The organism is Streptomyces sp. AC602_WCS936 (genome assembly GCF_019049125.1).
Classification (GTDB): domain Bacteria; phylum Actinomycetota; class Actinomycetes; order Streptomycetales; family Streptomycetaceae; genus Streptomyces.
Window position 1 is genome coordinate 439 of sequence record NZ_JAGMUF010000126.1, and the last position, 17,935, is coordinate 18,373.

The 17,935-nt window shown below is 72.0% G+C and carries 16 protein-coding genes; 9 read left to right on the plus strand and 7 right to left on the minus strand.

The features are described 5' to 3' along the window. Positions 1-553: 553 nt before the first annotated feature. Both KUM03_RS33565 and KUM03_RS33570 read left to right on the plus strand, forming a co-directional pair. The gene (locus KUM03_RS33565) at positions 554-2,401 is read left to right on the plus strand and encodes a glycoside hydrolase family 3 protein (protein WP_217254347.1); all 1,848 of its coding nucleotides are present in this window, start codon (positions 554-556) and stop codon (positions 2,399-2,401) included. Positions 2,402-2,545: 144 nt separating this feature from the next. Further along, positions 2,546-3,214 carry a hypothetical protein gene (locus KUM03_RS33570; protein WP_217254348.1) on the plus strand — a complete coding sequence of 223 codons (669 nt, stop codon included), beginning with the start codon at positions 2,546-2,548 and terminating at the stop codon, positions 3,212-3,214. Between the two features lie 45 nt (positions 3,215-3,259). On the opposite strand, the gene KUM03_RS33575 is transcribed toward KUM03_RS33570, so the two are convergent. The 4 genes from KUM03_RS33575 to KUM03_RS33590 form a co-directional block, all read right to left on the minus strand. After that, entirely contained in the window at positions 3,260-4,684 is a 1,425-nt protein-coding gene (locus KUM03_RS33575) for a S28 family serine protease (RefSeq protein WP_217254349.1), read from the minus strand. A gap of 106 nt (positions 4,685-4,790) precedes the next feature. Further along, positions 4,791-5,183, minus strand: a complete 393-nt coding sequence (locus KUM03_RS33580) for a hypothetical protein (protein WP_217254350.1) — start codon at positions 5,181-5,183, stop codon at positions 4,791-4,793. Between the two features lie 102 nt (positions 5,184-5,285). Beyond that, complete coding sequence (locus KUM03_RS33585) at positions 5,286-9,017, minus strand: ABC transporter ATP-binding protein (protein ID WP_217254351.1); 3,732 nt, start codon at positions 9,015-9,017, stop codon at positions 5,286-5,288. 107 nt (positions 9,018-9,124) lie between these two features. Beyond that, positions 9,125-10,120, minus strand: a complete 996-nt coding sequence (locus KUM03_RS33590) for an esterase-like activity of phytase family protein (RefSeq protein WP_217254352.1) — start codon at positions 10,118-10,120, stop codon at positions 9,125-9,127. 90 nt (positions 10,121-10,210) lie between these two features. On the opposite strand from KUM03_RS33590, the gene KUM03_RS33595 reads away from it, so the two are divergent. Next, entirely contained in the window at positions 10,211-10,582 is a 372-nt protein-coding gene (locus tag KUM03_RS33595) for a hypothetical protein (protein WP_217254353.1), read from the plus strand. Positions 10,583-10,592: 10 nt separating this feature from the next. Here KUM03_RS33595 and KUM03_RS33600 read toward each other — a convergent pair whose 3' ends face one another. Together KUM03_RS33600 and KUM03_RS33605 are read right to left on the minus strand one after the other, a co-directional pair. Beyond that, positions 10,593-10,874 carry a hypothetical protein gene (locus tag KUM03_RS33600; RefSeq protein ID WP_217254354.1) on the minus strand — a complete coding sequence of 94 codons (282 nt, stop codon included), beginning with the start codon at positions 10,872-10,874 and terminating at the stop codon, positions 10,593-10,595. Further along, a complete protein-coding gene (locus KUM03_RS33605; RefSeq protein WP_217254355.1) occupies positions 10,871-11,197 on the minus strand; it encodes a hypothetical protein in 327 nt (108 codons plus the stop codon). Before KUM03_RS33605 ends, KUM03_RS33600 begins: the two co-directional genes overlap by 4 nt. A gap of 162 nt (positions 11,198-11,359) precedes the next feature. Between KUM03_RS33605 and KUM03_RS33610 the strand changes: the two genes are divergently transcribed. From KUM03_RS33610 to KUM03_RS33630, 5 genes are all read left to right on the plus strand, one after another. Next, complete coding sequence (locus tag KUM03_RS33610; RefSeq protein ID WP_217254356.1) at positions 11,360-12,154, plus strand: helix-turn-helix transcriptional regulator; 795 nt, start codon at positions 11,360-11,362, stop codon at positions 12,152-12,154. After that, entirely contained in the window at positions 12,147-12,374 is a 228-nt protein-coding gene (locus KUM03_RS33615) for a DUF397 domain-containing protein (protein ID WP_217254357.1), read from the plus strand. Before KUM03_RS33610 ends, KUM03_RS33615 begins: the two co-directional genes overlap by 8 nt. Before the next feature lie 94 nt (positions 12,375-12,468). Further along, positions 12,469-13,077 carry a TetR/AcrR family transcriptional regulator gene (locus tag KUM03_RS33620; RefSeq protein WP_217254358.1) on the plus strand — a complete coding sequence of 203 codons (609 nt, stop codon included), beginning with the start codon at positions 12,469-12,471 and terminating at the stop codon, positions 13,075-13,077. Positions 13,078-13,152: 75 nt separating this feature from the next. Continuing rightward, a complete protein-coding gene (locus tag KUM03_RS33625; RefSeq protein WP_217254359.1) occupies positions 13,153-15,411 on the plus strand; it encodes a glycosyltransferase family 39 protein in 2,259 nt (752 codons plus the stop codon). Between the two features lie 148 nt (positions 15,412-15,559). Beyond that, a complete protein-coding gene (locus tag KUM03_RS33630; protein ID WP_217254360.1) occupies positions 15,560-16,372 on the plus strand; it encodes an endonuclease I family protein in 813 nt (270 codons plus the stop codon). Between the two features lie 6 nt (positions 16,373-16,378). Here the strand turns inward: KUM03_RS33630 and KUM03_RS33635 are convergent, their stop codons facing one another. After that, positions 16,379-16,975, minus strand: coding sequence for an NADPH-dependent FMN reductase (locus KUM03_RS33635; protein WP_217254361.1), 597 nt, complete (start codon positions 16,973-16,975; stop codon positions 16,379-16,381). Between the two features lie 111 nt (positions 16,976-17,086). On the opposite strand from KUM03_RS33635, the gene KUM03_RS33640 reads away from it, so the two are divergent. Next, complete coding sequence (locus KUM03_RS33640) at positions 17,087-17,926, plus strand: helix-turn-helix domain-containing protein (protein ID WP_217254362.1); 840 nt, start codon at positions 17,087-17,089, stop codon at positions 17,924-17,926. Positions 17,927-17,935 lie beyond the last annotated feature (9 nt).

Consider the following 17,935-nt stretch of genomic DNA (forward strand, 5'->3'; position numbering starts at 1 on the left):
CGGATGGCCGGGTGGCCGGGGTGCCGGGTGACCGGGGTGCCGTGCAGCCGTAGGGCCGGGGTGCCGTGGGGCCGGGCGGCCGTGGGGCCGGGCGGCCGTGGGGCCGGGCGGGCGGGCGCGGTCGGGTGGGCGGGAGCCCCGCGCGCCCGACCGGGACCGTCCACGCGCTTCCGTACCCCTCCCGTCCCGCCACTCCCACGCGCCCCGACTTCGGCGGGAACCGGTGCCGAGGGGGAACCCCGGTGCGGCCGGGTGCGTCCAACTCGCGCTGTCGGACGAGTCTCCGTGGTGCGGTGTCGGCCTCGCTGCTGGCTGCGATCGCTGACCACCCTCTCCAGCCGTACCGCGGCCGGCAGCACGCCGCCGTCGGCGCGCCCCCCTCCCAAGCGCCGACGGCGGCCCCTCCGGCCCGTCGCCCGCCGCTTGTGGCGATGCCTGTGCGCTCCCTTGACTGGCAGAAACTTCCCGGATATTGGTGACTCCTTGGAAGTTTCCTTCAGCAGCTCTCCAGCGATTCAGCGATTCCCAGCGGATCACTCCGGAAGGAGCGCACGTGCACCACAGCAGCACGGCCGGCACGGGAAGCACCGCACACCCCTCCAGACGTACCGTCCTCACCGCCACCGCGGTCGTCGGCGCCGCCCTGGCCGCCGGCGGCGGCACCGCGTACGCCGACGCCCGCAGGCCCGACGACGACAAGCTGCGCGCCCTCATCTCCCGCATGACGCTGGAGGAGAAGGTCGGCCAGCTCTTCGTCACGCGCGTCTACGGCCACTCCGCCACCGACCCCGACCAGGCCGACATCGACGCCAACCTGAAGGAGATCGGCGTCCGCACCGCGGCCGAGCTGGTCGCCAAGTACCGGGTCGGCGGCATCATCTACTTCGCCTGGGCGCACAACACCCGCGACCCGCACCAGATCGCCGACCTGTCCAACGGCATCCAGAAGGCGTCCCTCGAACTGCCGCGCGGCCTTCCGGTGATCGTCTCCACCGACCAGGAGCACGGGATCGTGGCCCGCGTGGGCGAGCCGGCGACCCTCTTCCCGGGCGCGATGGCCGTCGGGGCGGGCGGGTCGCGGTCCGACGCCCGCACCCTCGGGCGGATCGCGGGCGCCGAGCTGCACGCCATGGGCATCCGCCAGGACTACTCCCCCGTCGCCGACGTGAACGTCAATCCGGCCAACCCGGTGATCGGCGTACGGTCCTTCGGCGCCGACCCGGAGGCGGTGGCGGAGCTGGTGGCCGCCGAGGTGACGGGGTACCAGCGGTCCGGGGTCGCCGCGTGCGCCAAGCACTTCCCCGGGCACGGCGACACCGCCACCGACAGCCACACCGGTTTCCCGGTCATCACCCACAGCCGCGAGCAGTGGGAGGAGCTGGACGCGCCGCCCTTCCGCGCCGCGATCGAGGCCGGCATCGACGCCATCATGACCGCCCACCTCATGGTCCCGGCGCTCGACGACTCCGGCGACCCCGCCACCCTCTCCCGCCCCATCCTCACCGGCATCCTGCGCGAGGAACTGGGCTACGACGGGGTCGTGGTCACCGACTCCCTCGGCATGCAGGGTGTGCGGACCAAGTACGGCGACGAACGGGTGCCGGTGCTGGCGCTGAAGGCCGGCGTCGACCAGTTGCTCAACCCGCCGGACCTGCCGCTCGCCTGGAACGCCGTCCTGACGGCCGTGCGCGAGGGCGAGCTGACCGAGGCGCGGCTCGACGAATCGATCCTGCGGGTGCTGCGGCTGAAGGCGAAGCTGGGGCTGTTCCGGGACGCGTACACCAGCCGCCGGGACGTCGACCGCACCGTCGGCACCCGCGGCCACCTGGCCGCGGCGGACCGGATCGCCGAACGGTCCACCACGCTGCTCGTCAACGAGGGCCGGCTGCTGCCCCTGTCGCGCCGGGAGCACCGCAGGCTGCTCGTCGTCGGTGCCGACCCCGCCTCCCCCTCGGGCACGACCGGGCCGCCGACCGGTGTCCTCGCGGGCGCGCTGACGGAGCTGGGTTTCACCGCCACCGCCCTGTCCACCGGCACGGCGCCCTCCGCCGCCGTCATCGACCGCGCGGTCGCCGCGGCCGGGGACGCCGACGCGGTGGTGGTGGCGACGTACAACGTGACGGCGGGCAGCAGCCAGCGCACGCTGGTCGCGCGGCTGCTGGAGACCGGCAAGCCGGTCGTCGCGGTCGCGATCCGCAACCCGTACGACGTGGCCCAGCTCCCGGACGTCCCCGCCTTCCTCGCCGCCTACTCCTGGACGGACGTCGAGGTGCGGGCCGCCGCCCGGGTGATCGCCGGGCGGGTGCGGCCGCGCGGCGAGCTGCCGGTTCCGGTGGTGCGGGCGGACGACCCGGAGACGGTGCTGTACCCCCTCGGGCACGGGTTGTCGTACCGGTCGTAGACGGGGTCGTGGCCGGTCGTCGACCGTAGCGCGGCTACGCCACGCGCCGGGGGCGCCCCCGTCACCCGTGCGCAATGCACCCCGCGCGTCTGGCGTGCCCCGCTGCGGCGGGTCACGCTGGACGGGGGACCCGGGGGGATGGCGATGCGTGGGAGATGGGCGGCTGTGCGGGTGCTGTGCGCCCTGTCGGCGTTGTGCGCCGTGCTGCTGACGGGGTGCCAGAGCCCGACCGGCCTGGCGGGCGGCGGCGCCACGGGCGGAAGCGGTGGCGGCGAGGTGCCCGGTGGGGCCACCGCGTCGGGTCCGGCGGCCGTGCGGCCCTCCGGGTACGGCGCGGTGTTCCTCGCGATCGACGAGTGCAGTTCGTTCGGGACGGTCAGCTTCACCGAGGTGCCGTGCGCCAGTGAGCGGGCGGCGGCGCGGGTCGTGGCCCGGGAGGACGGCCGGGCGGCGGACGGGCCGCCGTGCCCCGCCACCACCGACTTCGTCCTGCACATCAGCGAGCAGCGCCCCTCCGCCGACGAGGACGGCGACGGGGCCGTGCCCCAGGGCTACGCCTGCATGCGCCGGCTCCAGCCGCCGCACCCCGGCGACCCGGGCGGCGGGGGCGGTCCGCGCACCATCGTCGGCGACTGCGTCTACGACGCCGGCGACGGCAAGGTCCGCGAGACCGCCTGCGACGGCTCGGAGAAGAAGAAGCCCCAGTTCAAGGTGGTCGAGGCGGTCGCCGCCCGGTCGGACTGCCCGGCCTCGACCGGGCTCTACGTCCGCCTCGGCGGCGAACGCCCGGTGGGCTGCGCCCGGCCGCTGTGAGCGCCTCAGGGGCTCACACCTGGCCGGCCGGGCACAACCACCGCCCTACGGGCGCAGCGCCGGCTCCCGCTGGACGTCCCGCTTGTCCAGCTTGGCGTCGAACTTCGCCAGCGGCTCGGCCGCCGACGGGTTCTCGCGGACCTCGGCGGGCGCGACGTCCGCCCAGTCGAGGATGCGGGCCGTGGCGAGGGCCTTCTCCTCGGGCACCAGACCGGCGACGTTGGCGCCGTGGTTCATGCCGGGCGCGGTGAGGACGTAGGAGTCCCGCGCGCCGTGGCCCAGTCGGAAGGGCTCGGCTCCCCACGGGTCGTTCTCGCCGTACACGAACAGCATGTGCCGGGCGTTGTGCCGCACCCAGCGGTCGACGTCCCGCATCGCCCACGGCTGGAACCGCATGTCGATGTCGCGCGGCACGAAGTTGCGCGGCGGCTGGTAGCCGTAGCGGATGTACTTCTTCTCGATGTGCGGGAAGTGGATCGTCGGCGCGCCCAGCTGCGTGCCCGCCTGGTAGTAGTACGGCGTGTACGGGGCGAGCCCCTGGTCCGTGTAGAAGGAGAAGCCGGAGATCGAGTCGACGGAGTTCCAGATCTCGTCGTCCGTCGCGTTCTTCGCGTCGGCCGGGATGTCCGCGCAGTCCTTCACGGTGCTGTACTGCCAGAAGCCCCAGACGTAGTCCAGGACGACCGCCTCGTAGGCGCGGTCGAGGCTGCCGATGGTGTCGAAGGTGTACCCGTTCTCGGCCGCGTACGCCTCGTACTTCTCCTTCAGCGGCGCCCGGCGCACCAGGGCCTCGCGCTGCACGCCGTTCAGTCGGTCGCGGCACTCCTCGGTGCCGACGCGGGCGAAGAAGCGGTCGTAGGCCGAGTCCTCGCGGTTGACGACGTCGTTGGGGGCGACGTAGGCGACGACGCCGTCCATGTCGCGCGGGTAGAAGCGCTCGTAGTAGGTGGCGGTCATGCCGCCCTTGGAGCCGCCCGTGGAGATCCAGTTTTCCGAGTAGATGGGCTTGAGCGCCTTGAAGATGCGGTGCTGGTCGCTGGCCGCCTGCCAGATGTCCAGCTTCGACCAGTCGGCCGGCTCGGGCCGGGACGGGGTGAAGTAGCGGTACTCCATGGAGACCTGGTTGCCGTCCACGATCTGGGTCGGCTCGCGGCGGCTGGGGTTCGTCGAGACGCTGTAGCCGCCGGTGTAGAAGACCGTCGGGCGGCTCACGTCCTTGTGCAGCACGGTGATCCGCTGCTGGAACGTGCCCTTGTACGGGCGCCGGTGGTCGACCGGCTGGGTGTAGTTGAGGACGAAGAAGCGGTAGCCGGTGTACGGCTTCTCCTCGATCAGGCTCATGCCCGGTATGGACAGGAGCCGGTCCTTGATGTCGACGGCCTTCGGCTCGGCGGCGGTGGCCGCGCCCGCCGTGCTGACGGTGCCTATGAGCACCACGAGCGCCAGCAGCCATCTGAGCGCCTTGCGCATGCACCCTCCCTGTGAAACAGATGTGCGCCGGAAGCTATCGGAGCAAGTCACCAGTACACCAGGGGAGATCGCGAAATGGCCGGCGGCGGTGGCCGCCGGGACGGGATCAGCAGAGGATCCAGCCGGAGCTGACCGAGCGCCCCGACACCGTGCCCCGCACCAGCACGCAGCGGTTCCCGGCGTGCACGGTCACCGGCCCCGCCCGGTACGCGAACCGCCCCGAGTCCACGACCGGCCGGCCACCGCGCGGCTGCACGCTGACGGACATCTGCCGCTTGGTGCCGGTCTGCTTCGGGACGGTGACGGCGCAGACGTGACTGCCGCGCTGGTACACGAGGACCGAGCCGGTGGCGAACGGCAGCGTACGGACCTTGCGCCCCGGGCACGCCGCCGCGGCCTGCGCCTGCTGCGGCACCGCGACGGCGAGCAGCCCGGCCGCCGTCAGCACGGCCGTGCCGAGTGTCAGCCGCCGGCGTATGCCGGCACCAACCTGACCCACCGCGGTCCCCTCCGTCCCATCCGTTCCATCCGTCGCCTCCGTACGGCGATCACCGTCGTACGGGTGTACGGACGCACGGCACCTGTGGAAGGTTGCGCGGGCTCAGTGCAGCGCGCCGACCGGCTCCTCCGGTTCGGCGGCGCCGACGAAGGTCCGCCACAGCCGCGCGTACCGCCCGTCGAGGGCCAGCAGCTCCTCGTGCGTGCCGTCCTCGGCGACCCGCCCGTGGTCCATGACGACGACGCGGTCCGCGCGGGCGGCCGTGGTCAGCCGGTGCGCGACGACGAGCGTGGTGCGGCGGCCCGCGATGCGGTCGGTGGCCTGGTTGACCTGTGCCTCCGTGGCCAGGTCCAGGGCGGCCGTCGCCTCGTCGAGGAGCAGGACGTCCGGGTCGACCAGCTCGGCGCGGGCCAGCGCGATCAGTTGCCGCTGCCCGGCGGAGAGGTTGCGTCCCCGCTCGGCGACCTCGTGGAGGTAGCCGCCGGTGAGCCGGGCGATCATCTCGTGGGCGCCGACCGCCCGCGCCGCCGCCTCCACCTCGGCGTCGGTGGCGTCCGGGCGGCCGTAGGCGATGGCGTCGCGGACGGTGCCGGGGAACAGGTACGCCTCCTGCGGGACGACACCGAGCCGGTGCCGGTAGGAGGTGAGGTCGAGGTCGCGCAGATCCTGCCCGTCGGCCGTGACCCGGCCGCCGGTCGGGTCGTAGAACCGGGCCACCAGCTTCACCAGCGTCGACTTGCCCGCGCCGGTCTCGCCGACGAACGCGACGGTCTGCCCGGCCGGAATGCGCAGGTCGATACCGGTGAGGGCTTCCTCGTCGTCCCCGTACTGGAAGCGCACGTCCTCGAACGCGATCTCGCCGCGCAGGGACGTGACCCCGGCCGGCTTCTCGGCGGCCCGGGTCGAGGTCGGCTCCCGCAGCAGCTCCTGGATGCGGCCGAGGGAGACGGACGCCTGCTGGTAGCCGTCGAAGACCTGGGAGAGCTGCTGAACGGGTGCGAAGAACAGGTCGATGTAGAGCAGGTACGCCACCAGCGCGCCCGTCGTCAGCGTCGCGTTGTCGATCCGCACACCGCCGACGACCAGCACGGCCGCCGCCGCCCCCGACGCCAGCAGCTGCACGAACGGGAAGTAGATCGAGATCAGCCACTGACCCCGGATGCGGGCCTGCCGGTAGCTGTCGCTGCGCTCGGCGAACCGCCGCCCGCCGTCCCGCTCGCGCCGGAACGCCTGCACGATCCGCAGCCCCGCCACCGACTCCTGGAGGTCGGCGTTGACCGTGGACACCCGCTCGCGGGCCAGCTCGTACGCCTTCACGCTGGCCCGGCGGAAGAAGTACGTGGCGATGATCAGCGGCGGCAGCGTCGCGAACACGACCAGCGCCAGCTGCACGTCGATCACCAGCAGGGCGACCATGATGCCGAAGAAGGTGACGACCGAGACGAAGGCGGTGACCAGTCCCGTCTGCAGGAACGTCGACAGCGCGTCCACGTCCGTCGTCATCCGGGTCATGATCCGGCCGGTCAGCTCACGCTCGTAGTAGTCCAGACCGAGCCGCTGGAGCTGGGCGAAGATCTTCAGCCGGAGCGAGTACAGGATGCGTTCACCGGTCCGGCCGGTCATGCGGATCTCGCCGGTCTGCGCCGTCCACTGGGCGAGCACGGCCAGCAGCCCCAGCAGCGAGGCCGCCCAGACCGCGCCGAGGGCGAGCTGGGTGACGCCCTCGTCGATGCCGTGCCGGATCAGCACCGGCAGCAGCAGTCCCATACCGGCGTCCACGGCCACCAGGGCGAGGCTGATCAGGAGTGGGGCGCGGAAGCCGCGCAGCAGGCGGCGCAGGCCGTACGACTCCTCCGGCTCGACCGCCCGCGCCTCGTCGACCTCCGGCTTCCCGTCGGCCGGAGGCAGCGCGTCGACCTGGGCGAGCAGCTCCGGGGTGGCCGGGGTGCCGGCCAGGGCGGCGTCCCTGGGGGTGCGGTCGCCGGTCCACAGGCGCGGGGTGACCCCGCGCTCGGCGTCGAACTCGGCGTCCAGTTCGTCGCGGACGGAGGTGTCCTCGGCGGGCGCGGCGGGCCGGGCGTGCCCCGGGGAGACCCCGCCCAGCTCGTCGGGGTCGGTCAGCAGCCGCCGGTAGAGGGCGGAACGCTCCTGGAGCTCCTCGTGGGTGCCGAGGTCGGCGAGGCGGCCCCGGTCGAGTACGGCGATGCGGTCGGCGAGGCCGAGGGTGGAGCGGCGGTGGGCGATCAGGAGGGTGGTGCGGCCCCGCATGACCTCCTTCAGCGCCTCGTGGATCTCGTGCTCGACGCGGGCGTCCACGGCGGACGTGGCGTCGTCGAGGACCAGCAGCCTGGGGTCGGTGAGGATGGCGCGGGCGAGCGCGACGCGCTGGCGCTGGCCGCCGGAGAGGGTCAGGCCGTGCTCGCCGACGGTGGTGCCGTAGCCGTCGGGCAGCTCGGTGACGAACCCGTGCGCCTGTGCGGCGCGGGCGGCGGCCTCGATCTCCTCGTCGGTGGCGTCGGGGCGGCCGTAGGCGATGTTGGCGCGCACGGTGTCCGAGAAGAGGAAGGAGTCCTCGGGGACCAGGGCGATGGCGGCCCGCAGCGAGTCGAGGGTCAGCTCGCGCACGTCGTGGCCGCCGACGAGGACGGCGCCGCGCGTCACGTCGTAGAAGCGCGGCAGGAGCAGGGAGACCGTGGACTTGCCGGAACCGGAGGAGCCGACGACGGCGAGGGTCTCGCCGGGCCGGATCTCGAAGGAGAGGCCGTCGAGGACGGGGGTGCTGCCCCCGTCGGTGGTCTCGTAGCCGAAGGACACGTCGTCGAACTCGACGGTCGCGGGCGCGTCGGCGGGCAGTTCCTTGGTGCCGTCCTCGATCGCGGGCTCGGTGTCGATCAGGTCCAGCACCCGCTCGGTGCCGGCGCGGGCCTGCTGGCCGACGGTGAGGACCATGGCGAGCATGCGGACCGGGCCGACGAGCTGGGCCAGGTAGGTGGAGAAGGCGACGAAGGTGCCGAGGGTGATGTTGCCTCGGACGGCCAGCCAGCCGCCGAGGGCGAGCATGGCGACCTGGCCGAGGGCGGGCACGGCCTGGAGGGCCGGGGTGTAGGTGGCGTTCAGCTTGATCGTCCGCAGCCGCCCGGCGAAGAGCCTGCGCCCGACCTCCCTGAGCTTCCCGGTCTCCTGGTCCTCCTGCCCGAAGCCCTTCACCACGCGTACGCCGCTCACCGACCCGTCGACCACACCGGCCACGGCGGCGGCCTGCGCCTGCGCGTACCAGGTGGCCGGGTGCAGGCGGGTGCGGCTGCGGCGGGCGATGAACCACAGGGCGGGCGCCACGGCGAGCGCGACCAGGGTGAGCGGCGGGGACAGCCACGCCATGATCACGAGGGAGATCAGGAAGAGCAGGACGTTCCCGATGGTCATCGGGAGCATGAAGAGCAGGCTCTGGATCAGCTGGAGGTCGCTGGTCGCCCTCCCGACCACCTGTCCCGTGGACAGTTCGTCCTGTCGCCGCCCGTCGAGCCGGGTGATCGTCCCGTACATGTCGGTGCGCAGGTCGTGCTGGACGTCGAGGGCGAGCCGGCCGCCGTAGTAGCGCCGGATGTACGTCAGGACGTAGACGACGACCGCGGCACCGATCAGCAGACCGGCCCAGACGGCCATGTCCCTGGTCTTCGCGCCGATCACATCGTCGATGATCACCTTCGTGATCAGCGGGACCAGGGCCATGACGGCCATGCCGCCCAGCGAGGCGCCGAGGGCGAGGATCACGTCCTTGGGATAGCGCCAGGCGTAGTCCGCCAGTCGTCGTGCCCATCCCCGTTGCGCGTCCACGCGTGCCCTCCGGTCGTTCGTCCGGCCGTCGTCCGGTCGTCCTGCTCACCTGATCTACCGGAAGGCACCAACACGGGCGAGCGGGGATTTCATCCCGCGGCGACGATTCAGGCGCGCACGCGGAGCCTCAGGAAACGGGTCGTCTGCACGGCGTTCTGGTTGTCGTCGCTGGCGATCAGGACGTCCAGGCGGCCCTTGCTCCGGCCGGTGACGGCCATCCCCTCGAAATTGTCGAGGAGTGGATTGGGCTGGGGCTGCTTGGCGGTGGCGCCGAGGGAGGGGCAGTCGGCCAGGTCGGCGAGGAGGGTCTTGCCGAGTGCGGTGCCGCCGCGTGGCCGGTCGGTCAGGTACAGGCGGACCGTGTTGCCGACGCCGGAGGTGAAGCCGCGTTCCAGGACGAGGAGGGGGCCGGAGGGGGTCGCGGTGACCTCGGGGACACCGAGGCCGGGGTCCGTCCGGTATGTGTACTGGGTGCCGAGCCGGAAGTCGCCGTGGCCGGTCCGCCGCCAGCTCTGGAGGCGGACGAGGTCGGCGGGGTCGCCGGCGAGCGGGTACTCCATGGAGGCGATCAGGGTCCGGCCACCGGGCAGGAGGGTCAGCCCCTCGAAGCTGCCGTTGGCCCGGGCGCGGCCCTCCGGGGCAGTACGCAGGGCCTTCGGCACGGGGAGGCGGCCGAGGATCTCGCCGGTACGGGAGTAGCGGCGGACGGACGGCTCGGTCTCGGAGGAGACCAGGTAGGTGCCGTCCCGGTCGGCGACCAGTCCCTCGGCGTCGAGGGCGGCACCGTTCTCGTCGGCGAGCGGGATCACGTCCCGTGGCTGGAGGGAGCGGGCGTCCAGCCGGAAGAGGGCGGAACGGTCGGAGAGGGCGGCGACCGTGCCCCGGCGGTCCCGGGCGAGGGCGGAGAGGTTGCCGACGTAGGTGCCGTCGTGGGTGGTCTTGTCGAGGGCGTCGGAGTAGCCGGTGACGGAGACGGCGGGCGAGCAGGCGTTCCGCTGCGGACGTTCCTGTGCGACGACCGGTCCGGCGGCGATGAGGCAGCCGGCCGCCGCGAGGCTCGCGGTGAGGATGGCGAGGGAGGTGCGAAGCGTTCTCGGGCGCATGCGCGAAACCCTAGGCCGGAGGAATGGCCAAGAGTTGGCCGCTTTCCGAAGGGCAGGGTTCGACGGGTTGCCGGTGGCAAGTAATGAGCCATGCCAGACCAGAACGAGAGCGGCCACAAACTGGCCGGTCGGCTGTACGCGACGATGCGGGTGCTGAAGTTCCTCACCAAGCCCTCCGGGGCCAAACCGGTCGCCGATGAGGAACTCAAAGGCCAGGACAGTCCGAGCGAACGCGTCCGGGACCTGGAGCTGGACCTCTTCAAGGACCTGGTGGCCGCCGTCCAGAAGGGCCGGCATGCGAAGGCGGCCGGCGAGGTGTTCCGCGCGATACCCGCCCTCGTGCCCAGGCAGAGCGTCGCCTTCGACAAGAACCTCGGCGAGCACGGACTGGCCGAATTCAACGCCGGTTATCGCGCTCAGCTCGCCGCCTTCAAGGAGGCCTTTCCCGAACTGGTCGAGTGACGGCTCGCCTTCAGCGCAACCGCATGCCCCGGCTCTCCGCGACGCGATGCACCTCGGTGAGTGCCTCGCACATGCGGTGCAGCATGAAGCGGAGTTGTTCGGGCGTCGCGCGGGCGTCCGCGAGCAGGGCGGCGGCGTGGTCCAACAGGTCCTCCGCCATGTCGAGGTGGGTGGCCTCGACGACGTCGGCGATCCGGGACAGCGGGCCGTCGCCGTCGGTCAGCAGGTAGCAGGGCTTGCCCTCGGAGCCGGTCCAGGGCAGCAGCCGGGCCGGGCGCGCGCCGTGCTTCACCGGGCCACCTCCACGCCGCGCAGTACGCGGGGCCCGAGGTCGATGCCGTGCACCGCGAACCGGAGCGCGCTGCGCCGGGCCTGGCGCCGTCGGGCCTCCTCCTGCCGTTCGTGAGCGAGCAGGTAGGGGCGTACGAGCACGTTGTCCTCTCCGCGCAGGGCCGGCATGCCGGTGCGGCGGACGGTGACGTCCGGGGTGTACGGGCGTTCGGCGGGTTCCGTCGCGGGAGGACGCCGGCGGCGCCGCCGCCCCGAGCCGGGCAGCAGGAGGGCGAGCAGCGGAAGCAGGGGCAGCCCGGCGAGGCGGGCGATACGGTGACGCATGTCGTCGGCTCCGTGGAGATCGGTGACCATGCCCCCGGACCGGTGCGACGGTCGCGGGGGTCTCGCTTTCCGTAGCGATGCGCGTACAGAGTGAGACGGCCGGAGCTAGGCTCGCCAGGGGTGCGGATGTGACGGCGCCTTTGTCACACGGGAGTCGAACGGATGAGCAACATCTACGGCGACTGGCTCAAGCAGCAGCGCGAAGCGGCCGACCTGACGCAGCAGCAGCTGGCCGACATGGCCATCATGACGCGGTCGCACATCGCGCACATCGAGGCGGGGCGCCGGGTGCCGTCGAAGGAGGACGCGCGGCGGCTGGACCGCGCCCTGAACACGGGGAATGTGCTGAGCAGCTTCCTTCCGGAGGAGGACGCGGCGGTCGCGGACTACTTCGAGGCGGCGCGGCAACTGGAGTCGCAGGCGGTGGCGATCCGGGAGTCGGCTGTGACGTTCGTGCCCGGGCTCCTCCAGACCCGGCCGTACGCGCGTGCTGTCCTCGGCACGACGTACCCTCCGTTGGCCGACGAGGAATGTGACAGGCGCCTTGTCACACGCCTCGAACGGGCGAGGCTCCTTGACGACCCGGTCACGCCCGTCTTCTGGGCGCTGCTGGACGAGGCGCTGCTGCACCGCGTCGTGGGTGACCGAAAGGTCATGGCGGGTCAACTGACTCACATCGCCGGGCTCGCGGAGACAGGGCGCGTGCGAGTGCATGTGATGCCCCGGGATCGGGGCGCCTATCCGGTGATGCAGAGCATGCTGAGCCTGATGTGGTTCGAGGACCAGCCGCCCGTGGCGTACTCGGAAGGCATCCACGTAGCCAAGATCCACGACAGTCCGGCCGTCGTCGACCGATTGCAGGGCGCCTACTATCACGCGTTGAGCGACGCACTGTCGCTCCGCGAGACGGTCGCCCTGCTCAAGTCGACAGCGAAGGACTACGAAGACGATGCCTGAGCACCTCAACCCGGACACGGCCGAGCTTGCGGGCTGGCGCAAGTCCACCTACAGCGGCAACGAGGCCGGTAGTTGTGTGGAAGTGCTGGACGGGCACCCTTGCGGGATACCCGTGCGGGACTCGAAGGTGGTGGGTGGCCCGGTGTTGCTCATCTCTGCGGCCGGCTGGTCGTCGTTCATCGGAGCCCTCAAGGAAGACCCCCCTCCCTCAAAAGCGTGAACACTCAGCCCTGAACTGTCATCCGCTCGCTCATCCGAGTGCCCAAATGACATTCACCCCCCAAGTGCTCACGCTTTTTGCCAACCATGGGGCCATGAGCCCCGCCTCCTGGCCCTACCGCAACCCCCTCGGCACCGGAAACGTGATCGGCACGGTGCGCACCCTCATGCGCACCGACGGTCTGAACGTGTCCGTGACCGCCATCGCCCGCGCCTCCGGGACCTCGCGCAACTACCTCTACGAGAACTGGAAGACCGCCTCCCGGCTCCACCTGCGCGCGCTTCAAGTCGAACTCGCCCACGCCTTCGACGAGGCAGACCGCACCGAGCCGAGCGACGGCACGGTTGAAGGAATCGTCCGGCACCTGACACAGGTCGTCCGTATCGTCCGGCGCCATCCGACGACGGCGGCCATCGCCCGAACCTCGCACACGGCGCTCCCTCAGGCGCATGCCGCGACCGACGGTCCCCTGGTGCAGATGGTCACGAGGCACGTCAGCGATCTGCTGCACCCCCTCGCCCCGCACGGCGGGGTATGGGGCGACACCGCGCTGTTCTCAAGGCCCTGGAAGATCCTCTGGATCGCCCGTCCTGCCGCTCTCTGCCCCGAGGCCGTCGGTGACCAGGAGCGGGAGGACGCTCTGGACGGGGCGTTCGCCGCGTTGTCGCGCGATCTGCTCGCCCCGTGGGCCGGCACGGACTGATCGCGGCACGGGATCCACAGCTCAGCCCCAGTCGGAGCACAGCCCTTCCCCATCGGTCGTGGACACGGTGGCGTGGTGACATCCGCCACCACTCCCCTGCAAACGGCCCCCGAGCCGCCGCCCGTCCCGTCGCCCCGTTGGTCGTTGCCGACCCTGCTGGCGATCCTCGCCCTGGCGGCGGGGCTGTACTCCTGGAACCTGTCCGGGGCCGGCCTGAACAGCTTCTACAGCGCCGCCGTACTGAGCGGCACCGAGAGCTGGAAGGCGTGGTTCTTCGGCTCGCTCGACGCGGGGAACTTCCTGACCGTCGACAAGCCGCCCTTCGCCCTGATGGTCATGGGGCTGTCCTGCCGCGTCCTCGGCTACGGAACCTGGCAGATGATGCTGCCGCTGATCCTGGCCGCGCTGGCGACGATCTGGATCCTGCACTCGTCCGTGAAGCGGGTGTGGGGCCACGGTGCCGCGGCGATCGCGGCGCTGGTGCTGGCGCTCACACCGATCACGGTCGCCATCAACCGGGACAACAACCCGGACTCTCTCCTGGTGTTCCTCATGGTGAGCGGGGCGGCCCTCGGCCTGCGCGCGGTCCGCGCCGGGCGGCTGCTGCCCCTGATCGGCTCGGCGGTCTGCTTCGGGCTGGCGTTCAACACGAAGATGCTCCAGGGCTACATCGCGTTGCCTGCGGTCTTCGTCGTGTACGTGTACGCGACGAACCTGAGTTGGGCGAAGCAGATCAGGAACCTGGTCCTCGCCGCCGTGGCCCTGGTGGTCTCCAGCTTCTGGTGGGCGGCCGCGGTGTCCCTGGTGCCCGCGTCCGAGCGGCCGTACATCGGCGGTTCGACGGACGGGACGGCCTGGGACCTGATCATGGGTTACAACGGGCTCGGCCGGATCTTCGGCGGCGACGGCAACATGGGCGGCGGTGGAGGCGGCGGGGGCGGCTTCTCCGGTGCGGCGGGCATCGGTCGGATGTTCAACGACGTCCTCGGCGGACAGATCTCGTGGCTGCTCCCGTTCGCGGGCCTCGCGCTCACCGGCGGCCTGGTGCTGTGCGGCCGGGCGCCCCGCACCGACCTCACGCGTGCCGCGTTGGTGCTCTGGGGCGGCTGGACGGTGCTGCACTACCTGACCTTCGCCATGGCCGAGGGCACCATGCACCCGTACTACACGACCGCGCTCGCACCGGGCATCGCGGCGCTGTGCGGGGGCGGCGGTGTCATGCTGCTGCGCGCCTTCCGCACCGACCGGCGCTGGGTGTGGGTGCTGCCGCTCGCCCTCGGTGTCACCGGCGTATGGGCGATCGTGCTGCTGCGCCGGGCCTCGGGCTGGAACTCCTGGCTGTGGCCGGCCATCGCGGTGGTCATGGCGCTGGCGGTCACGGGCCTGCTCGTCTTCCGTTCGGGGCGCCGGGTGCGGCTGCTGGCGGTGTCCGTGGCGGCGGCCGTCGTCGCCGCCGTCGCGGGTCCGGCGGCGTACGCCTGGTCGGTGCCGTCCGGTTCGGGCGGCGGCATGGGCGGGACCAACCCGACCGCCGGACCGTCGACGGGCGGCGGCATGGGCGGACCGGGCGGCGGAGGCGGCCGGGGCGGGTTCCCGGGCGGCGGGGAGGGCGGCCCCGGCAGCGCGGGGCCCGGCGGAGCAGGGCCCGGCGGAGCAGGGCCTGGCAGCGCAGGGGCTGGCGATGAACGGCCCGATGGTGAGGGGGTTGGCGGTGAAGGGACTGGCGGCCAGGCGCAGGCGGGTCCCAGCGGCGGCCCCTTCCCGGGCGATGGCGAGGAGGACCAGGCTCCGGGAGGCGCGACCGGCTCGGACTCGACCGACGGCACGGGCACGGCCCCGGACGGCGGCACCGGCACCGAGGCGGGCGACGCCACGGACCAGGGCGCGGGAGTGTCCGGCGGCCCCGGAGCGGCAAGGCGTCCGGGTGGAGCGGGCGGCTTCGGCGGAGGCGGCGGCATGGGCGAAGCCGGCACCGAACTGATCGCCTACCTCGAGAAGCACCAGGACGGCGCCAAGTGGCTGCTGGCGGTGCCCAGTTCGCAGAGCGCCGCCCAGCTCATCCTCAGCAGCGGCGAACCGGTCATCTCCATGTGGGGCTGGTCGGGCAACGACAACGCGATGACCCTCGCCCGGCTCAAGGAGCTGGTGAAGAAGGGCGAGTTGCACTACGTCCAGGTCGGCGGGGGCATGGGCGGCGGTTCCGGGACCGGTTCCGAGGTGACCCAGTGGGTGCAGGAGCACGGCACGGCCGTGGAGGCGAGCGAGTACGGCGCCTCGTCCACGTCGGAATCCTCCGCGGGCCTCTACCGGCTGGACACCTCGGACATCACCTGACGACTCATCAGTGACACGAGGGCCCTCGACCACCACGGCCGGGGGCCCTCGTCACGCAATTGCCACCCTCCGTACACCCCACCTCCCACATGTCCATGCCACGCTCGAACCACCGCTCCACTCCACACGCGTAGATCGGACACCCCACATGCTCGCGATACGCACCCGGCGGCGGAAAGCGGTGGCCCTCGCCACGGCCGCCGTCCTCGCCGCCCTCGCCGCCCCCTCGCTGACCGCGACGCCGGCCACGGCAACGACGACCACGGCGTCGGACTACGACTCGACGTACTACAAGGACGCGATCGGGAAGACGGGCGACAGCCTCAAGTCCTCCCTGCACACCATCATCAGCGACCAGACCAAGCTCTCCTACTCGGCGGTCTGGGACGCCCTGAAGGTCACCGACCAGGACCCGGCCGACAGCGGCAACGTCGTCCTCCTCTACTCGGGCATCTCCCGCAGCAAGTCGCTGAACGGCGGCGACACCGGCGACTGGAACCGCGAGCACGTGTGGGCCAAGTCCCACGGCGACTTCGGCACCTCGACCGGGCCCGGCACGGACATCCACCACCTGCGCCCCGAGGACGTGCGGGTCAACGGCGTCCGGGGCAACAAGGACTTCGACAACGGCGGCAGCGGCTTCACCGACAGCGGCGGCAGCCTCACCGACTCCGACTCCTTCGAGCCCCGCGACGCCGTCAAGGGCGACGTGGCCCGCATGATCTTCTACATGGCGGTCCGTTACGAGGGCGGCGACGGCTGGGCCGACCTCGAGGTCAACGGCAGCGTGGACAACGGCAGCAGCCCGTACATCGGCAAACTCGACGTCCTGAAGCAGTGGAACGACGAGGACCCGCCGGACGCCTTCGAGGAGCGCCGCAACCAGGTCATCTACGACTCCTACCAGCACAACCGCAACCCGTTCGTCGACCACCCGGAGTGGGTCGAGGCGATCTGGTAAGCGGCGTCACGCCGGGTAGGGGGCTGCTTCACGGGCCGTGCGGAGCGCCCCTGCCCACCAGGCGAGCTGCTCCAGCAGGGTCTTGGCATATCCCGCGGCCTCGCCGTCGACCGGCTGTCCGTCCTGCCATGCGGTGAAGTAGTTCGGGAAGGCGAGCCCGTCGCGGATGGTGACCGCGTGCAGTTCGGTCAGCACGTTCTCCAGGTGCAGCACCGCGTGCCGGCCACCCGCCGCACCGCCGTAGCTGACGAAGGCGACGGGCTTGGCCGTCCACTGGGTGAAGTGCCAGTCGATGGCCGCCTTCAGGGACGCGGGGTAGCTGTGGTTGTACTCGGGCGTCACCACGATGAACGCGTCGGCGCTCTCCAGGGCCGAGGTGAGAGGCGCCATGCCGGCCGGACGGGGGTAGGAGTCGCCGGCGTACTTCGGCGGCGCCGCGGGCAGGGCGAGGGGGATGTCGATGTCGGCGAGGTCGACGACCTCCACCTCGAACCCACCGTGCAGGCGGGCCTGTTCGGCGACCCAGGAGCCCACCACGGGACCGAAGCGACCCTCACGGACACTGCCGACGACGACTACCAGTTTGTGCTTGGTGTTTTCCATGCCTCCACTCTCGGCGCCGGCCAGGAGCCCAGCCAGACCGTGCTCAGGCTGGCCCCGACAGGGCCATGCTGAGCAGTCCACGGGCGGCGGCGGACACCGTAGGCTCAGGGCATGGGGACACCGTTGGGGGACTTCGTACGGACGAGACGTGACAGCACTCAGCCCCAGACGCTGGGGCTGCCCGACCATGGACGCCGCAGGTCACCGGGTCTGCGGCGGTCGGACGTCGCGGCGCGGGCCGGTATCAGCGTCGAGTACCTGACCCGTATCGAGCAGGGCCGGGACCGCAATCCCTCGGTCGCGGTGGTGAACGCGCTCGCCGACGCGCTGGCCCTCGACCCGGCGGCACGCGGGCACCTGCGCTACCTGGCGAAGATCACCGGCGGGGAGTGCACCGCCCACGCGCGCCCCGAGCCACCGAGCCGGGAGGTCCGCCCCTCCGTCCTTCAGACGCTGCGCCTTCTGGAACCGGGCCTGGCCATGGTGACCAACCGGCTCGGCGACATACTCGCGTGGACCGGCACCTTCGAGACCGTGACGGAAGGATCGGGGCTGCTGGAGGCCGCCGAACCGAACCTCACTCGGTACGTCTTCACCGACGCCCGGGCCAGAGCGCTCTTCGTCGACTGGGACGTCGTCGCCGACGAGCAGGCGTTCGACCTGTGGCTGGGGCCGTCGATCGAGAACGCGGAGTGGTTCACCGCGGAGCTGGCCCCCGTCGCCGGCCCCGACTTCACCCGGCGCATGAACCGGCACGTGGTGCCGCCACGCGGTGTGCTGCGGATCGGACACGACAGCGGGTGCGAGCTGCGGCTGCGCCGCGAGACGCTCGACCTCACCTCGGACGCACAGCAGCTCGTCGTGTGGCTGCCCGCGGACGAGGAGACGACGACCGCCGTGCAGCGGCTGGCCGGCCGGTCGGGGCACCGTCGGCTGCGCGCGATCTCGTAGCCCCGCGGG